Source organism: Microbacterium lacusdiani (genome assembly GCF_054779895.1).
Genome location: NZ_BAAGXJ010000013.1, coordinates 1 through 17,258, shown reverse-complemented (window position 1 = coordinate 17,258; position 17,258 = coordinate 1). Strand labels below are relative to the sequence as shown.

Below are 17,258 nucleotides of genomic sequence, written 5' to 3'. Positions count from 1 at the left end.
AGCTCCACTCTGCCGGGAGGTTCTCGTCACATCAGGGAAGCCAGATCAAACAACGTCCCTGGGCAGTACATCTAGCGAAGGGTGGTGGTGCGCAACTCCTGCCCGACCGCCCGCGGGTCAGGCGCGCGCGAGCGCGTCGAGCACCGGGCGCTGCCCCTTCACGAGCAGCGTGCGCGCCGCGCCGACGGCGACCCAGCGGGCCTCGTCGACCTCCGGGAACTCCTGCATGCGCCCGGATCGCGGCGGCCACTCGAGCGCGAACGTGCCGAACGACAGCGGGCCCGGCTCCCACCCGGCGCCGTCGAGCGCGAACACGCGGATGCGCTTGCCCGACGCGTACGCGAACTCGCCGAGATCCGCCACGTCTCCCCGAGGCGGGTCGACGCCCAGCTCCTCCACGAACTCGCGGCGCGCGGCCGCGAGCGGCTCCTCGGTCGCCGGGTCGCACTCGCCCTTCGGGATCGACCAGGCGCCCTCGACGCGGCGCGCCCAGAACGGCCCGCCCATGTGCGCGATGAACACCTCGACGCCACCGGGCGACGCCCGGTGCAGCAGGATCCCCGCGCTGAGGACCGGCATGTCAGCCCGCGGCCTCCTCCGGCCGGTCGATCGTCTCGTCGTGCGCGGCGTCGGGCACGTAGCCGGGGATGTGCCGCTCGTCGGGCCCACCGTACGCCGACAGCGGGCGGATGAGCGCGTTCGACGAGAGCTGCTCCATGACGTGCGCGGTCCATCCGGTCACGCGCGACGCCACGAACAGCGGCGTGAACGTGAGCGTGTCGAACCCGATCAGGCTGTACGCGGGGCCCGACGGGTAGTCCAGGTTCGGGTAGATGCCCTTGCGGCCCACGAACTCGCGCTCGAGCGTGTCGTACAGCTCGGCGAGGTCGGGGCGGTCGTAGTGCTCGACGAGCGTGTCGAGCGCGGCCTTCATGGTGGGCACGCGCGAGTCGCCGCGCTTGTACACACGGTGCCCGAAGCCCATGATCTTGCGCTTCTCGGCGAGGGCCGCGTCGAGCCACGGCACGACGTGCGCGGCGTCGCCGATCTCGTCGAGGATGTGCATGACGGCCTCGTTCGCGCCGCCGTGCAGCGGCCCCTTGAGCGCCCCGATCGCGCCGACGACCGCCGAATACAGGTCGCTGAGGGTCGAGGTGATCACGCGCGCCGTGAAGGTCGAGGCGTTGAACGAGTGCTCGGCGTACAGGATCATCGACCGATTGAACGCGTCGACCACGACCTCATGCGCCTCCTCGCCGAACGTCATCCAGAGGAAGTTGGCCGAGTAGTCGAGGTCGTCGCGCGGCGGGACGGGCTCCTGGCCGCGGCGGCGGCGCTGGCCGTACGCGACGATCGCCGGCAGCTGCGCGAACAGGCGGACGCTGCGCTCGAGGTTCTGCTCGGGCGTGCCGACCGCGTCGAGCACGTTGTCGATGCCGGCGGTCTCGATCGCGCCGATCACGCTGACGGCCGTGCGCACCTCGTCCATCGGATGCGCCTCCACCGGCATGAGGTCGATCGCGGCCTTCACCTCCGGGGCGAGGGCACGGTGCGCGCGCTCGGTCTCGCGCAGCTCGGCGAGCTGCGCGTCATCCGGCAGCTCCCCGTGCCAGAGCAGGTGCGCGACCGCCTCGAACGGCTGGGTCGCGGCGAGCTCCTGCACCGGGTAGCCGCGGTACAGAAGGCTGTTGGTCTCGGGGTTGACCTTCGAGATCGCGGTCGTGTCGACCACGACCCCGGCCAGTCCCTTGCGGATCTCCTCCGGCATGCGTGCTCCTTCGCGACGTGCGGCTTGTGGCCGATCCTGCCCGATCGCCGATCAGCGGTCGATGGTGAAGTCGAAGACGCCCTGGTCGAACCGGCTGTAGCCGGAGTAGTCGATCAGGTCGTAGAGGTCGGCGCGATGCTGCATCTCGCCCAGCTTGCCCGTGAGGCGGCCCTCGCCGATCAGCTCGTCGAGCCCGCGCTCGGCCGCCCCCATCGCGAGGCGCAGCAGCGAGACGGGCCAGATCACGATCCGCACGCCCGCGTCGCGCAGCTGGTCGACCGTGAACAGGTCGCTCTTGCCGAACTCGGTCATGTTGGCCAGGATCGGCACGTCCACGGCCTTCGCGACCGCCTCGAACTCGGCGAGGTCCGCCATGGCCTCGGGGAAGATCGCGTCGGCGCCGGCGTCGACCAGCGCCTTGGCGCGATCGACGGCCGCGTCGAGACCCTCGACCGCGCGGATGTCGGTGCGCGCCATGATCAGCAGGTTCGGGTCGCGCCGCGCGTCGGCCGCGGCCCGGATGCGCTGCAGCGCCGTGCCTTCGTCGACCACCTGCTTGCCGTCCAGGTGGCCGCACCGCTTCGGGTTGACCTGGTCCTCGATGTGCAGGCCCGCCAGCCCCGCGTCCTCGAGCGTCTGGACGGTGCGGGCGACGTTCATGGGCTCTCCGAAGCCCGTGTCGGCGTCGACGATCGCGGGCAGGTCGGTCATCCGCGCGATCTGCTGCGCGCGGCCCGCGACCTCGGTGAGCGTCGTGAGCCCGATGTCGGGCAGGCCCAGGTCGGCCGACAGCACGGCGCCCGAGATGTAGACGCCCTCGAAGCCCTTGCGCTCGATCAGCCGGGCCGACAGCGGGTTGAACGCCCCGGGGAAGCGGAGCAGCTCGCCCGAGTCCAGCCGCTCGCGGAACGCGCGGCGCTTCTCGTGGGCCGGGATCTGGGAATACAGCATGGGGACGCCTTTCGGATCAGAACAGGCCGCGCGGCGCCGGGATCGCCTCGAGCAGGCCGGGCTTCGCGACGATCGTGAGCGCCGCGACCTCGTCAGCCGTGAGCTCGGGCAGGCGCTGGGCGAGGTCGAGGAAGCGCTCGATCTCGGCCGTCTCGAGCACGGGCTCGGCCAGCACGCGGAACTTGCGCACGTAGTCCTCGCGGACGAACGGGCGGGCGCCGAGCGGGTGGGCATCCGCCACCGCGATCTCCTCGACGATGCGGGTCCCGTCGGTCAGGGTGATCTCGGCGCGGCCGCCGAACGCCTTCTCGTCGGGGTCCTCGGAGTGGTAGCGGCGCGTCCACTCCGGGTCCTCGGCCGTCGTCACCTTGTGCCAGAGCGCCACGGTGTCGGGGCGGCCGGCGCGCTCGGGCGCGTACGAGTCGACGTGGTGCCACGCGCCGTCCTGCAGCGCGACCGCGAAGATGTACGGGATCGAGTGATCGAGCGTCTCGCGCGACGCGTGCGGGTCGTACTTCTGCGGGTCGTTCGCGCCGGAGCCGATCACGTAGTGCGTGTGGTGGCTCGTGTGCAGGACGATGCTCTCGACGTTCGCCGGGTCGCGCAGCTCGGGCCGCTCCGCTCCGAGCCGTCGGGCCAGGTCGATCCAGGCCTGCGCCTGGTACTCGGCCGAGTGCTCCTTCGTGTACGAGTCCAGGATGGCGCGCTTCGGCTCGCCGGCGGCGGGCAGCGGCACCTCGTAGCGGGCCTCGGGGCCCCCGAGCAGCCAGGCGATCACGCCGTCCTCGCCCTCGTAGATCGGCGACGGGCTCGTCTGGCCGCGCATCGCGCGGTCCACCGCCTCGACCGCCATCTTCCCGGCGAACGCGGGGGCATGGGCCTTCCAGGTCGAGATCTCGCCCTTGCGGCTCTGCCGCGTGGCCGTCGTGGTGTGCAGCGCCTGCGACACGGCCTGAGAGATCACCTCGGGCCCCAGGCCGAGGAGGGTCCCGATGCCGGCCGCGGCGCTCGGGCCGAGATGCGCCACGTGGTCGATCTTGTGGCGGTGCAGGCTGATCGCGCGCACGAGGTCCATCTGGATCTCGTAGCCGGTCGCGATGCCGCGCAGCAGCGCGCGGCCGTCCGCGCCCACGTGCTGCGCGACGGCCGTGACGGCCGGGATGTTGTCGCCCGGGTGTGAGTACTCGGCCGCGAGGAACGTGTCGTGGTAGTCCAGCTCGCGCACCGCCACGCCGTTCGCCCACGCCGCCCACTCGGGGCTGGTGTGCACGTCGAGCGCGCAGCCGAAGACGGTGGCACCGGATCCGCCGCGCGACACCGGGTGGTCGAGCGCCTGCGCGCGCGCCGAGACGACGGGCGCCCGCGTGAGGGAGGCGGCGGCGACGGCCGCGTTGTCGATGACCCGGTTGATCACCATGTCGGCGACGTCGGCCTCGACCTCGACCGGGTCGGCCGCGACCTGGGCGATCTTCCAAGCGAGCTGGTCCTCGCGGGCGAGGTTCTCGTCGCTGCGATAGGTGCGGACGGCGTGGACGACGGTCATCGGGGTCCTTCCGGGGAGGGGGCTTGTGGCCTGCGGTGAGTCTATTTCCTCCGCGGCGGCGGGCGGTCGTCAGTCGAGGAACACGTCCGGGTACAGCTCCTCGTCGGGCGTTCCCGGCACGGCCGCGTAGCCCGACAGGTCGGTCACGCCGGCCTCGGCGAGCACGTCCTCGACGATCAGGGTCTGGCCGCTGCGCTCGGAGGCGGGCCGCGACAGCACGAGGTGCGCCGCATCCGCGTAGATCTCGGGCGTGCGGCTGCGGGCCATCAGCCGGTCGCCGCCGATCACGTTCTGCACCGCCGCGGTCGCGATCAGCGTGCGCGGCCAGAGCGTGTTCGCGGCGATCCCGTCCCCGGCGAGCTCGGCAGCGATCCCGAGCGTGGCCATGGTCATCCCGAACTTGGCGAGCGAGTAGCCGGGGTGGGCGCCGAGCCACCTCGGCGTGACGTTGAGCGGCGGCGCGAGCGACAGGATGTGCGGGTTCGGGCTCTCCCGCAGCACCGGGATGGCCGCGCGGCTGAGCATGAACGTGCCGCGCACGTTGACGTCCTGCATCAGGTCGTACTTCTTGGGCGAGAGCGCCTCGGTGCCGGACAGATCGATCACGCTGGCGTTGTTCACCACCGCGTCGATGCCGCCGAACTCCCCCACGGTGGCGAGCACCGCATGTGCGATCGCGTCGTCGTCGCGCACGTCGCCCACGATCGGCAGCGCGCGGCCGCCGGCCTCGCGGATCCACTCCGCGGCCGTGTGGATCGTGCCCTCGAGCTTCGGATGCGGGGTGTCGGTCTTCGCGAGCAGCGCGATGTTGGCGCCGTCGCGCGCCGCCCGGATCGCGATCGCCAGGCCGATGCCGCGGCTGCCGCCGGACATCAGGATCGTGCGCCCCTCCAGGGGCCGGGTCGCGTCGACGGGACGATGGGCGGGGTGTGACATCCGTGCTCCTCCTGCCCGCGCGCCATCGCGGGGGCTCTCGAAAGCCTACGCGGGGCCGACCCGGGCACCGCCCGCACGTCCTCCGCCCCGGTGCGCGGGCACGCCCCTAGACTCGGGCCCGGGCCGCTCACAGCGGAATCCAAGGTTCCGATCGAGGAGGACGGATGAGCACGCAGGAGACCGAGAAGCCTCGCTGGAGGATCATCGGACCCGGCCTCGTCGTCGCCGCCACGGGCGTCGGCTCGGCCGACATGGTGGCCACGCTGGTCGCCGGCTCCAACTACGGGTACATGCTGCTGTGGGCGGTGATCCTGGGCGTGATCCTGAAGATCGTGCTCGTCGAGGGCGCCGGCCGCTACACGGTCGCGACCGGCAACACGATCTTCGAGGGCTGGCGCTCGCTCGGCCGCTGGCCGGTCTGGTACTTCGCGCCCTACATCGTGATCTGGGGCTTCGTGTACGCCGCCTCGGCCATGAGCTCGACCGCCCTGCCGATCGCGGCGCTGTTCCCCGAGGGGACGTTCTTCGCCCAGGTGTGGCCGTGGGCCATCGCGATGGGCCTGCTGGGCTTCGTGCTCGTGTGGTTCGGCCGGTACCGCTTCTTCGAGCGCATCACGGCGTTCCTCGTCGGCCTCATGTTCGTGACGATCGTCATCCTGGCGGTCATCGCCGCACCGAACTTCCTCGAGACGATCGGCGGCCTGGTGCCGATGATCCCCGAGGGCGGCGTGTTCAACACGCTCGCGCTCGCGGGCGGCGTCGGCGGCACCATCACGCTCGCGGCATACGGCTACTGGCTGCGCGAGAAGGGCTGGGACAAGCCGCGCTTCCTGCGCGTGATGCGCATCGACAACACCATGGCGTACGTCATGACCGGCATCTTCGTGATCTCGATGCTGATCGTCGGCGCCGAGGTCGTCCGCGCCGCCGGCGTCGCGCTCGCGGCCGGCGACCAGGGCCTGCTCGAGCTCGACGGCGTGCTGCGCGAGCGCTACGGCGACTTCATCGGCGTCTGGTTCCTCATCGGCTTCTGGGCCGCCGGCTTCTCGTCCGTGCTCGGCGTGTGGAACGGCGTCTCGCTGATGTTCGCCGACTTCATGGGCAACGTCACGGGCAAGGGATCGGACCACCCCGACTCGCGCCTGAACGGCAAGTGGTTCAAGGTCTACCTGCTGTGGCTGACCTTCCCGCCGATGCTCATGCTGTTCCTGAACCAGCCGATCTTCCTCGTCCTGCTGTACGGGTTCCTCGGCGCGCTGTTCATGCCGTTCCTCGCGATCACGCTGCTGCCGATCCTGAACACGGATCGCGTCCCGCGCGAGTACCGCAACAAGTGGTACCTGAACGTCGCGCTCGGCATCACGGCGCTGCTGTTCATCGTCCTGGGCGTCTACCAGGCGGTGCAGGCGATCACCAAGGCGTTCGGCGGCTGACGGCCGTCCTCGCCGCGCGGGCCCCCGACCTCCCGTCGGGGCCCCGCGTGCGTTCGGGCATGGACGGGGCATGCCTGTCCCCGCGGAGGAGACGGTCGTGTCGGCGCGGGTGCGCGACCCGAGCCGACCTCAGGACGGGCCGACGATGAAGTTCCACGAGCCCGTCGCGACGGCCACGGCCACGGCCGTGAGGCCGATCCCGGCGCCGGCCGCGAGCAGCAGCCACTCGCGCGCGCCCCACGGCGAGACCCGCGCCCAGGTGCGCTCCGCGTGAGCGCCGAAGCCGCGCGCCTCCATGGACGTCGCGAGCGCCGAGCCGCGCCGGATGGCGAGCACGATCAGCGCGAAGGCCATTCCCAGCACGCGGCGCAGCCGTCCGGTGTCCGCGACCCCGCGCGCGCGGCGCGCGACCTCCAGCTCCCGCCAGTCGTCGACCAGCAGCCCCACCAGGCGCAGGCCGCCCAGCGCGCCGAGGACGAACCGCGCGGGCAGCCGCGCCCGCTGCGCCAGGCCGTCGGCCAGATCCGTCGGATCGACCGTCGCGAACAGCACGACGCTCGGCAGCGCGAGCGCCAGGATGCGCAGGACGGTGGCCGCGGCGAGCGCGAGAGAGCCGTCCGAGATGCGCACGAAGAGCCAGTCCAGGTGCACCGTGCCCGACGTCTCGCCGTAGAGCGCGATGGTCACCCCGGTGAGCGGAGCCGCGATCCACACGGGCGCCGTGCGCGCCCAGAAGCGACGCCATCCGAGACCCGACATCGCCAGCAGCGGCACGGACAGGAGCAGCGCGACGGCCGCCGACACCCAGTCGATCGTGAGCACCAGCGGGGCGGCCATGAGGAGCGCGGCGCCCAGCTTCGCGACCGGGTTGACGCGGGCGAGCGGGCCGGCGGGGACCAGCGGGGTCGGAAGGATCATGTCCCGACCCCGGCCGTGAGGCTGAGGCGGCGCGCGTGCAGCGCCTCGAGCACATCGGCGTCGTGCGTGATCGCGACGACGCCCGCCCCGGGCGCCCCGTCGCGGCCGTCGCGCAGCGACGCGATGATCGCGACCAGCTCGGCCCACGTGCGCGCATCCTGGCCGAACGTCGGCTCGTCGAGCACGACCACCCTCGGACGCGTCGCCAGCATCGCGGCGACGGTCAGCCTCCGCTTCTCGCCGCCGGAGAGCGTGTGGGGGTTGGCCTCGGCGAGATGCGCGAGCCGGAGCCGCTCGAGCAGCTCGTCGACCCGCGCCGCGATCTCGCCCTCGGGCAGGCGCAGGGCGCGGGGACCGACCTCGAGCTCGCGGCGGACGGTGGTGGAGAGCAGCTGGTGATCCGGGGACTGCAGCACGGTCCCGATGCGCGTGAGCAGCTGCCGCGACGACCAGCGGATCGGCGCCTCGCCGATCCCGCCCGCGAGCGCCGGCCCGGCGACGACCCGGCCTCCCGCCGGCGGAAGCAGCCCGGCCAGCGTGCGGCCGAGCGTCGACTTGCCCGCGCCGTTCGGCCCGACGACGCCGAGGACCTCGCCGGCGCGCACGTCCACGTCGAGCGGGCCCGCCACGCGGCGGCCGCGTGCGCGCGCGACCTCGAGCGCGCGTCCCGACAGCAGGACCTCGCCGGGCGCCGCGGCCGGCGGCGCCGGGTGGCGCGGCGGGATCCCGGGCACCCAGACGCCGAGCGCGGCGAGCTCGGCGCCCCGGTCGCGCAGCACGTCGGCGACCGGACCGTCCGCGATCACGCCCGCGTCCCCCGCTCCCAGCACGATGATCCGGTCGACGATCGGCAGCCACACGTCCACGCGATGCTCCACCACGACGAGGGTCGCGCCCGTGCGGTCCAGTACGCGGCCCACGGCGTCACGCACCGCGATCGCGCCCGCGGGATCGAGGTTGGCGGTGGGCTCGTCGAGCAGCAGCAGCCCGGGGCGCATGGCGAGCGCCCCGGCGAGCGCGAGGCGCTGCTTCTGTCCGCCGGACAGCGCGGTCGTGGACCGGTCGAGCGGCACGTCGAGGCCCACGAGGTCGAGCGCCTCGCCGACGCGCGGCCAGATGTCGTGCCGCGGCACCCCGAGGTTCTCGCAGCCGAACGCGACGTCGTCGCCGACGCGGTGCAGGACGGCCTGGGTGTCGGGATCCTGCTGCACCAGCCCGGCGCGACCGCGGACCGCCGCGGGCGGGTGCCCGTCGATCGTCAGGGTGCCGGCGTGCTCGCCCTCGTCGTCGCCGCCCAGCACGCCCGCGAGGGCGTGCAGGAGCGTGGACTTGCCCGAGCCGCTCGCGCCGAGCAGCAGGACGCGTTCGCCCGCGTCGATCCGCAGGTCGATGCCGGAGGCGGCCCACGCGCGGCGGCTGGCGTAGCGCCATCCCCAGCCGCGCGCCTCGACGGCGGCCGGGGACACGGCCCCGGTCGCCGGAGAGGCCGTCACGTCAGACGCGCCTGGCGACCGCGCGCCCGGCCGCGAACCGGTTCAGCGCGCCGGTCGCCGCGAGGCCGCGGACGATCGCCCAGCCGCCGAGCCCCGCGATGACCGCGCCCGACACCGTGGTCGAGGCGATGTACACGGTCGTGAACAGCGCGTCGGCGCCCGCGTACCAGAGGACGCGGTCGTTGATGCCGGCCGCGAGGCCCGCGCCGGCGCCCGCCAGCACCGCGACCGGCAGGCGGAACGACCTGTACAGGAAGATCGCGAGGATGATCTCGGCGCCGAGGCCCTGCACGAGGCCCGACACGATCGTCAGCGCGCCCCACTGGTTGCCGACGAGCGCGGAGATGACCGCGGCGAGCAGCTCGGTGTAGAGCGCGGCGCCCGGCTTGCGGATGACGAGGCCGCCGATCACCCCGGCGATGAGCCAGGGGCCGGTGAGCAGGCCGCCCAGACCGGGCAGCAGCGGCGCGAGCAGCTCGCTCGGGCCGATGTAGGCGACGTTCCAGACGAGGAACACCACGGCGCAGGCCACGGCGATGACGCTGGCGACGACGATGTCGACGACGCGCCAGGTGAAGCGGCGGGTGCCCGGGGTGGCGGGTGCGGACGTGTTCATCTCTCTCCTCCCTGCGCCGGCATGATCCGGATCAGGTTCGACGGTCGAAGCGCGGGTCGCTTCCTCTCAGCCCGGCTCGCCGGACTCCCGTGGTGTGTGAGGGACATTCTAGGGCGATCCGGCGGGTGAGGTTCGCCGCCGGGGCCCGCGATCTCCGGCTGACTCCCGGCATCCGCGGGTACCGTAGGCGGGTGGCAATCGACGACTCCCCCCACGACGATCTCCGCGAGGATCTCCGCGGCTCGATCGACGATGCGTCCGTCGCCACGGTGCCGGTGGCAGCGACCCCCGTCGCCGAGGCGCCGCGTCGCCCGCGCCGCGCGGTGACGGCGCACGACATCGACCCCCTGCCCGAGACGCCCGTGGTGCCCGAGCAGCCCGCGATCCGCCGCGGCATCGGCTCGCTCTTCGACCAGCGCACCGCCGATGCGCCCGTGACCGAGGCGGCCACGGCCCTGGCGGGCGCCGCGCTGACGGATGCGCCCCCGGCGGTTGCTCCGACCGGGGCCGAGGCGCTGGCCGTGCCCGCACCGGAGACCCCGACGTCGCTCGAGGAGGCCGCCGGCGCCGCGGTCGAGGCGCCGGACGCAGCGGTGGCGGACGCGCCCCGCACCGACACCGCCGCTCTGGCCTGGATCGACCCGGCCACCGTCGCCCTCAAGCCCGAGGCGGCCCCCGCGCCGTCGCCCGCGTTCGACCTGGTCCCCACCCGCCGCGAGAGGCGCCCCTCCGTCGCGGCCCCGCTGATCACAGCCGGCGTCCTCGCGCTCGGCTACGTGGGCGGCTGCGCCTTCTGGCCGCTCGCGAACGTCGCCCCCGCGGTCTCGGCCGCGACGGTCGACCCGGCGCCCGGTCATCCGCTCGCCGTGACCTGGCCCGCGGACGGCTCCGCCGCCGTCGGCGCCGAGGGCCTCGGCACGGTCCCGGCCTCCAGCGCCGCGCCCGCGCCCATGGCCAGCATCGCCAAGGTCGTGACCGCGCTCATGATCCTCGAGAAGGCGCCGCTCGCGGTGGGCGAGCAGGGGCCGTCCTACGCGTTCGACTACGCTGACAGCCAGGAGTACTGGCAGTACCGCGTGGCGAACGAGTCGGCGCTCGACGTGCCCGTGGACGGCACGCTCACGCAGCGGCAGCTGCTCGAGGGCATCCTGATCGGCTCGGCCAACAACTACGTGGATCGCCTGACGACGGAGCTGTGGGGCTCGAAGGACGCGTTCGCCCTCGCCGTGCCGGAGTGGCTCCAGGCGCACGGCCTGTCGGGCATCACGATGGTCGACCCGAGCGGCATCGACCCGGACAACACGGCGACCCCCGCGTCGCTGGTCACCCTCGCGAGACTGGCGCTGGCGAACCCCGTGATCGCGGAGATCGTGGCGATGCCCGAGACGGAACTCCCGGGCGCCGGCGTGGTCGAGAACAGCAATCCGCTGATCGGCGATCCCGGCGTCGTCGGCATCAAGACCGGCACCCTGTCCGAGTGGTGGATCGAGTCGTGGAACCTGCTCACGGCCAAGGACGTCACGATCGGCCAGACCACCGTGCGGCTGTACGCCTCGGTGCTCGGCCAGCCCGACGAGGAGACCCGCGCGAGCGTCAGCCGCACGCTGCTCGAGCAGGTGGAGCAGTCCCTGCAGCCCGCCCCGACCGTCGCATCCGGCACCACCGTCGCGAACGTCACGACCGAGTGGGGCGAGCCGGTCGAGGTGGTCACGGGCGACGACGCCGAGGTCGTGCTGTGGGACCGCGGCAGCCCCGAGGTCCAGTCGGACTACGAGGTCGAGGTCGGCACCGCGTCGGGCGCGGAGGTCGGCACGCTCACCGCGACTGGGCCGTTCGACTCGGCCACGGTCCCCCTGGTGCTCGAGGGCGACCTCGAGGGCCCCAGCCTGCTCTGGCGGCTCTCGCACCCGCTCGACCTGCTCGGCCTGCAGTAGCGCGCCGCCGCACGCGCCCGACCCCGCCCTGGCGCGAGGAGAAATCCCCGATCCAGGACGAATGCCCATGAGATCGGCCTCGCGCGTGGATTTCTCCTCCGCGGAGGTCGGCGTTCAGCGGCGGATGCGGTGCAGCCCCTGCGCGATGGCGGTCACCACGAGGTCCTGCACCGCGGCCCAGTCGTCCATGATCTGCCAATAGCCGATCCGGATGACGTGGTAGCCCATCAGGCGCAGGCGAGCGTCGTGCTCGTTGTCGCGCAGGCGCTGAGCGTCGACGTGATGACCGCCGTCGATCTGGATCACCAGCCGGTCGCCGATGAGGAGATCGACGGGCCGCGCGGCGATGACCACCTGGCGCCGGATCGGCAGCCCCAGCCGGAGGAGGCGCAGGCGCGAGAACACGATCGACTCGGTGCCCTCATCCGCGAGCGGCCGCGCATCCGCGAGCAGCCGTCGGGCGTCGGGCGGCAGCGGCAGGCCGCGCAGCACGTCGAGGTCGACGAGGTGCCTCCGGATGGCCGCCTCCCACGCCGCAAGGCCGGCCTCGTAGGGCTGGCACGTCGCGAGGATCACCAGCGCGTTGATCAGCGAATCCTCGAGAGCATCGGGGTCGCGCGGGATGACCGGGGTCGCCCAGTGCACGTGCGCGGTCGTCTCGCGCTGCAGCTGTCCGTTCGGGCGGATGGCGACGTGCGGTTGCGTCACGGCATCGGTCCAGAGCCCGCGCCGCTGCGCGACCGTGACGCACGAGAGCACCACGCCGACCTCGACCGCCGAGCGCCAGGCCGGGTCGACGGAGGGCAGGCACATCCAGCCGTGGCGGGGTCGCTGCACCGCGCCGCTGTGCAGCGCGCCGCGCAGCGCGTGCCGCGTGACACCGAGCCTGTGGAGCGCGGGGGTGCGCGCGATGCCTCCGAAGCGGGCGAGCGCGGTGACGGGATCCATGCGCCCATGCTGGCCACCCGGCCCGGTCCGCGGCCGGCCTGGCTCCCCCGGATGAGCAACCGGGCCATCCCTGGGCCTGTGGACGACGCCGGCCGGCGAGGTGACCGCCTCCAGCGGAGGAGGAATCCACCTGCGAGGAGCGGAGCGCCGGGTTCCGCCCTCGGAGGTGGATCCCTCCTCGGCTCAGGTCGCGTCAGGCCGTGGGCTCCTCCGGCGCGCCCGCGGCGGCGGGCACCTCGACGGCCGCGGTGTCCGTGGCCGCCTCCTGCGCCTCGACCGCGTCGAGGTCGACCGCGGCATGCTCGAACTGCGACCGGTACAGGCGCCAGTAGGCGCCCCCGCGGGCGATCAGCTCCTCGTGCGTGCCCTGCTCCACGATGTCGCCGTGCTCCATCACGAGGATGAGGTCGGCGTCGCGGATGGTCGACAGGCGGTGCGCGATCACGAACGACGTGCGGCCCTTCCGCAGCGCCGCCATGGCGTGCTGCAGCAGCTGCTCGGTGCGGGTGTCGACCGAGCTGGTGGCCTCATCCAGGATCAGCACGCTCGGCTGCGACACGAACGCGCGCGCGATCGTGATCAGCTGACGCTCGCCGGCCGACACGTTGGCCGCGTCCTCCTCGAGCACCGTGTCGTACCCGTCGGGCAGGGTGTGCACGAACCGGTCGACGTAGGTCGCCTTCGCGGCCGCGATCACCTCGTCATCCGTGGCGCTCTGCCGGCCGTAGCGGATGTTCTCCCGGATCGTCCCCGAGAACAGCCACGGGTCCTGCAGCACCATGCCCGCCCGCGCGCGCACGTCGTGGCGGGTCATCTCGGAGATGTCCTGGCCGTCGAGCAGGATGGCCCCGCCGTCGAGCTCGTAGAACCGCATGATCAGGTTCACCAGCGTGGTCTTCCCCGCTCCGGTCGGCCCCACGATCGCCACGGTCTGCCCCGGCTCGACCCGGAAGGACAGGTCCCGGATGAGCGGGCTCTCGGGCGTGTACGAGAACGACACGTTGCGGAACTCGATCACGCCGCGCCCGTCGGGCGCCGCGGGGGCGTCCTCGGCGTCGGGCTCCTGCTCGGGCTCGTCGAGCAGCTCGAAGACCCGCTCGGCCGAGGCCGTGCCGGACATGACCGCGCTGGTCATGCCGCCGAGCTCCATGAGCGGCTGGGTGAACTGCTGCGAGTACTGCACGAACGCCTGCACGTCACCGATCCGGAGCTGCCCGCTCGCGACCATGACGCCGCCGAGCACCGCGATGCCCGCGTAGGTGAGCGAGCCGATGAACTGCACGCTCGGCATCATGAGGCCCGAGAAGAACTGGGCCCGGAACGCCGACTCGAACAGGTCGTCGTTCTCCTTCGCGAAGGCGTCGGAGTTCGACTTCTCACGGCCGTACACCTTGACCAGCGCGTGGCCGGAGAACGACTCCTCGACGCGGGCGTTGAGGCGGCCCACCTTGGCCCACTGCGCCTGGAACGCCTTCTGCGAGCGCGGGCCGATGACGCCGAAGATCACGGCCATCAGCGGCAGCGCCACGAGCGCGACCAGCGCCAGCTGCCACGAGATCGAGAACATCATGATCAGCACGCCGACCACCGTCAGGATCGACGTGACGGCGCCGGACAGCGACTGCTGCAGCGTCTGCGTCATGTTGTCGATGTCATTCGTGACGCGCGAGATGAGCTCGCCGCGCTGCACCTTGTCGAAGTACGCCAGGGGCAGGCGGTTGATCTTCTCCTCGACGCGCTGACGCACGCGCCACATGGTCTTGACCATGATCACGTTGATCACGTAGCCCTGCACCCACTGCAGCAGCGCCGAGACCACGTAGAGCGCGAGCACCCAGCGGATCACGACGGCCAGCGCCGCGAAGTCGACGCCGCGCCCGAGCTCGAAGTGCTCCATGGCCGCGATCGTGTTCGCGAAGTCGGTCTGACCCGCCTGGCGCAGCGCCTCGACGACCTGCTCCTGGCTCATCCCGGCCGGGAACTGCGCCCCGAGCACCGACGACATGAAGCCCTCGAACACGATGTTCGTGGCCTCGCCGAGCACCTTCGGCGCGGCGATCGACAGGATCACGCCCGCGGCACCCAGCACCATGACCAGCGCGAACACCCACTTGTACGGACCGAGCAGCCCGATGAAGCGGAGGAAGCTGGGCCCGAAGCTCTTGGGCTTGCCCGGCGGCGGGGCGTCCCAGCCGCCACCCTGCTGGCGCGCCTTCTCCCCGAGCTCGGCCTCGATCCGGGCCTGCTCCTCGTTCACGGTCTCGTTCTCGACGGCCGCTCACAGGAACGACTCCCCTCGGAGGATGCGGGCGGGGAACTGCGCCGACGTCCTCGGCATCACCACGCGCCTCATGCCTCGACCCCCAGCTGCGAGTCCACGATCTCGCGGTACGTCTCGCTGCTCTGGAGCAGCTCGTCGTGCGTGCCCACGCCCGCCACGCGGCCGCCGTCCAGCACCACGATGCGGTCGGCGTCGGTGATGGTCGACACGCGCTGCGCGACCACGATCTTCGTCACGCCGGGCAGCTCGCGCCACAGCGCCTGGCGCAGGCGCGCGTCGGTCGTGAGGTCGAGGGCCGAGAACGAGTCGTCGAAGATCAGGATGTCGGGCCGGCTGACGATCGCGCGGGCGATCGCGAGCCGCTGACGCTGGCCGCCCGACACGTTGGTGCCGCCCTGCGCGATCGGCTCGTCGAGCCCGCGCGGCTTCTCGCGCACGAAGTCGGCCGCCTGCGCGATCTCGAGGGCGGCCCACAGCTCGTCGTCGGTGGCGTCCTCGCGGCCGAACCGCAGGTTGGACGCGATCGTGCCGTTGAACAGGAAGGGCCGCTGCGGCACCAGGCCGATGCCGGCCCACAGCGCGTCCAGGTCGGCCTCGCGCACGTCCACGCCCGCGACCTTCACCGATCCGGCCGTGACGTCGTAGAGCCGCGGGATCAGGTTGATCAGCGTGGTCTTGCCGACGCCCGTCGACCCCACGATCGCGACGGTCTCGCCCGGATCGGCGCGGAAGCTCACGCCCTGGACGACCGGCTCGTCCGCACCCGGATACGTGAAGGCCACCTCCTCGAGCACGACCTCGCCGCGCCGCGGCAGGTGGGACACCGCCTCGGCCGGCCGCTGCAGCGAGCTGTCGACGGCGAGCACCTCGCCCACGCGGTCGGCGGACACGGCGGCGCGCGGGATCATCACGGTCATGAACGCCGCCATCATCATGCCGCCGAGGATCTGGCCGACGTACTGCATGAATGCGAACAGGGTGCCGATCTCGACGCTGCCCTCGTCGACCTCGAACGCGCCGAACCACACGACCGAGACCACCGTGACGTTGAGCACCAGCATGACGAGCGGGAACATCAGCACGAACAGCGATCCGACCTTGCGCCCGACGATCATGATCTCGTCGTTCGCGGCGCCGAAGCGCTCCTCCTCGATCGGCTCGCGCACGAACGCGCGCACGACGCGCACGCCCGTGAGCTGCTCGCGCATGACGCGGTTCACGCCGTCGAGCTTGGTCTGGTAGCTGCGGAACAGCGGCACCATGCGCCAGATGATCAGGCCCATGAGCACGAGCAGCACCGGCACCGCGACGCCGATGATCCAGCTGAGGCCGACGTCCTGGCGGACCGCCATGATGATGCCGCCGATCGCGAGCATCGGCGCCTGCACGAGCATGGTCGCGCCCATCATGGCGAGCATCTGGATCTGCTGCACGTCGTTGGTGTTGCGCGTGATGAGCGATCCGGACCCGAACTGCGAGACCTCGCGCTCCGAGAACGAGCTGACCCGCTCGAACACGGCGCGGCGGATGTCGCGGCCGGCCGCCATCGCGGACCGCGCGGCGCAGGCCGTCGCGATGATCGACGCGACGATCTGACCGAGCGAGACCGCGAGCATCACCAGGCCGGTGCGGATGATGAAGCCGGTGTCGCCCTCGGCGACTCCCTCGTCGATGATGTCGGCGTTGAGGGACGGAAGGTACAGGGCGGCGAGGGCCGAGGCGAACTGGAACACCAGCACGCCAGCGAGCAGCCATCTGTATCGCCGGAGATATCGGAACAGGAGCTTGCCGAGCACAGGGGCCTCCCCAGGGAACTCCCCGCGCGTGCGCGCGGGGGACCCAAAGAGACTGCCACCGACCTCCGACATTCCTCCAGTCGCGGAGGGTCCTGTCCGCTGACGGCGGAATCCCAGGCCATCCCGGACTTCCGGCACGCCCGGATATCCATCGCGAGACGGATGCGCGCGCCACCACGAGGGGATAGAGAAGGCCCCGGAGATCCGAGTTGATCGGCTCTCCGGGGCCCGTGCTGGTGGTGGGGACTTACCAGTAGCGCTCCCACTCGGGCAGCGCACGACGGGTGAGCGCCTCGAGGTAGAAGTAGTCGCCCCACATCGAGCCCTCGTCGACGCCGATGCCGCGCGGGAAGTCGTACACGCTGTGCAGGAGCAGCGCGTCCGAGTCCTCGGCGCGCTCGGGGCGTGCGTGGGCGATCAGGGCGTCGAGCATGCGGTCGGCGTCGCGGCGAGCCTGCGCGGCGCGCGCCGGGTCCTTCTCGAGGCGCGCGAGCTCGTACAGGCCGCAGGCCGCGATCGCCGACGCGGAGCTGTCGCGCGGGGCGTCGCTGTCGTGGTCAGCTCGCCGATGGGTGGCGTCCCGCTGTGTGGTGGAGTTTCTCAACACCGGCGAGGTCAGCTGTTTCTGATTATGCCGCGAT

Annotated in this window: 13 protein-coding genes, 1 pseudogene and 1 riboswitch; of the genes and pseudogenes, 2 read left to right on the top strand and 12 right to left on the bottom strand. The window is 72.3% G+C overall.

Annotation, left to right across the window (positions count from 1 at the left end):
• Positions 1–117: 117 nt before the first annotated feature.
• From ACYVGN_RS09000 to ACYVGN_RS08980, 5 genes are all read right to left on the bottom strand, one after another.
• Positions 118–579: an NUDIX domain-containing protein gene (locus ACYVGN_RS09000; protein WP_055993460.1), complete on the bottom strand. Its 462-nt coding sequence runs from the start codon at positions 577–579 to the stop codon at positions 118–120.
• Position 580: 1 nt separating this feature from the next.
• Entirely contained in the window at positions 581–1,768 is a 1,188-nt protein-coding gene (locus tag ACYVGN_RS08995; protein WP_055993458.1) for a bifunctional 2-methylcitrate synthase/citrate synthase, read from the bottom strand.
• Between the two features lie 51 nt (positions 1,769–1,819).
• Complete coding sequence (prpB, locus tag ACYVGN_RS08990) at positions 1,820–2,719, bottom strand: methylisocitrate lyase (protein WP_460790231.1); 900 nt, start codon at positions 2,717–2,719, stop codon at positions 1,820–1,822.
• 16 nt (positions 2,720–2,735) lie between these two features.
• Positions 2,736–4,262 carry an MmgE/PrpD family protein gene (locus ACYVGN_RS08985; RefSeq protein ID WP_460790230.1) on the bottom strand — a complete coding sequence of 509 codons (1,527 nt, stop codon included), beginning with the start codon at positions 4,260–4,262 and terminating at the stop codon, positions 2,736–2,738.
• A 69-nt stretch (positions 4,263–4,331) separates the two neighbouring features.
• On the bottom strand, positions 4,332–5,198 hold the full coding sequence (locus tag ACYVGN_RS08980) for an SDR family oxidoreductase (protein ID WP_460790228.1): 867 nt from the start codon (positions 5,196–5,198) through the stop codon (positions 4,332–4,334).
• A 164-nt stretch (positions 5,199–5,362) separates the two neighbouring features.
• Between ACYVGN_RS08980 and ACYVGN_RS08975 the strand changes: the two genes are divergently transcribed.
• A complete protein-coding gene (locus ACYVGN_RS08975) occupies positions 5,363–6,631 on the top strand; it encodes an Nramp family divalent metal transporter (RefSeq protein WP_055993450.1) in 1,269 nt (422 codons plus the stop codon).
• Between the two features lie 129 nt (positions 6,632–6,760).
• Here the strand turns inward: ACYVGN_RS08975 and ACYVGN_RS08970 are convergent, their stop codons facing one another.
• The 3 genes from ACYVGN_RS08970 to ACYVGN_RS08960 form a co-directional block, all read right to left on the bottom strand.
• Positions 6,761–7,549, bottom strand: a complete 789-nt coding sequence (locus ACYVGN_RS08970; RefSeq protein ID WP_460790225.1) for an energy-coupling factor transporter transmembrane component T family protein — start codon at positions 7,547–7,549, stop codon at positions 6,761–6,763.
• On the bottom strand, positions 7,546–9,042 hold the full coding sequence (locus tag ACYVGN_RS08965) for an ABC transporter ATP-binding protein (RefSeq protein ID WP_460790224.1): 1,497 nt from the start codon (positions 9,040–9,042) through the stop codon (positions 7,546–7,548). Before ACYVGN_RS08965 ends, ACYVGN_RS08970 begins: the two co-directional genes overlap by 4 nt.
• A 1-nt stretch (position 9,043) precedes the next feature.
• Entirely contained in the window at positions 9,044–9,658 is a 615-nt protein-coding gene (locus ACYVGN_RS08960) for an ECF transporter S component (RefSeq protein ID WP_055993446.1), read from the bottom strand.
• A riboswitch (TPP riboswitch) is annotated at positions 9,650–9,759 on the bottom strand. (Overlaps the previous gene by 9 nt.)
• Before the next feature lie 90 nt (positions 9,760–9,849).
• Here ACYVGN_RS08960 and ACYVGN_RS08955 point away from each other — a divergent pair.
• Positions 9,850–11,592: a D-alanyl-D-alanine carboxypeptidase family protein gene (locus ACYVGN_RS08955; protein ID WP_460790221.1), complete on the top strand. Its 1,743-nt coding sequence runs from the start codon at positions 9,850–9,852 to the stop codon at positions 11,590–11,592.
• Between the two features lie 114 nt (positions 11,593–11,706).
• On the opposite strand, the gene ACYVGN_RS08950 is transcribed toward ACYVGN_RS08955, so the two are convergent.
• From ACYVGN_RS08950 to ACYVGN_RS08935, 4 genes and pseudogenes are all read right to left on the bottom strand, one after another.
• Positions 11,707–12,540 (bottom strand): endonuclease domain-containing protein, encoded by an 834-nt coding sequence (locus ACYVGN_RS08950; RefSeq protein ID WP_460790220.1) that lies wholly within the window; start codon positions 12,538–12,540, stop codon positions 11,707–11,709.
• Positions 12,541–12,733: 193 nt separating this feature from the next.
• The gene (locus ACYVGN_RS08945) at positions 12,734–14,797 is read right to left on the bottom strand and encodes an ABC transporter ATP-binding protein (RefSeq protein WP_460790218.1); all 2,064 of its coding nucleotides are present in this window, start codon (positions 14,795–14,797) and stop codon (positions 12,734–12,736) included.
• Between the two features lie 92 nt (positions 14,798–14,889).
• Positions 14,890–16,617 carry an ABC transporter ATP-binding protein gene (locus tag ACYVGN_RS08940; RefSeq protein WP_460790217.1) on the bottom strand — a complete coding sequence of 576 codons (1,728 nt, stop codon included), beginning with the start codon at positions 16,615–16,617 and terminating at the stop codon, positions 14,890–14,892.
• Positions 16,618–16,864: 247 nt separating this feature from the next.
• Positions 16,865–17,258: pseudogene (locus ACYVGN_RS08935) on the bottom strand (hypothetical protein); the annotation flags it as partial.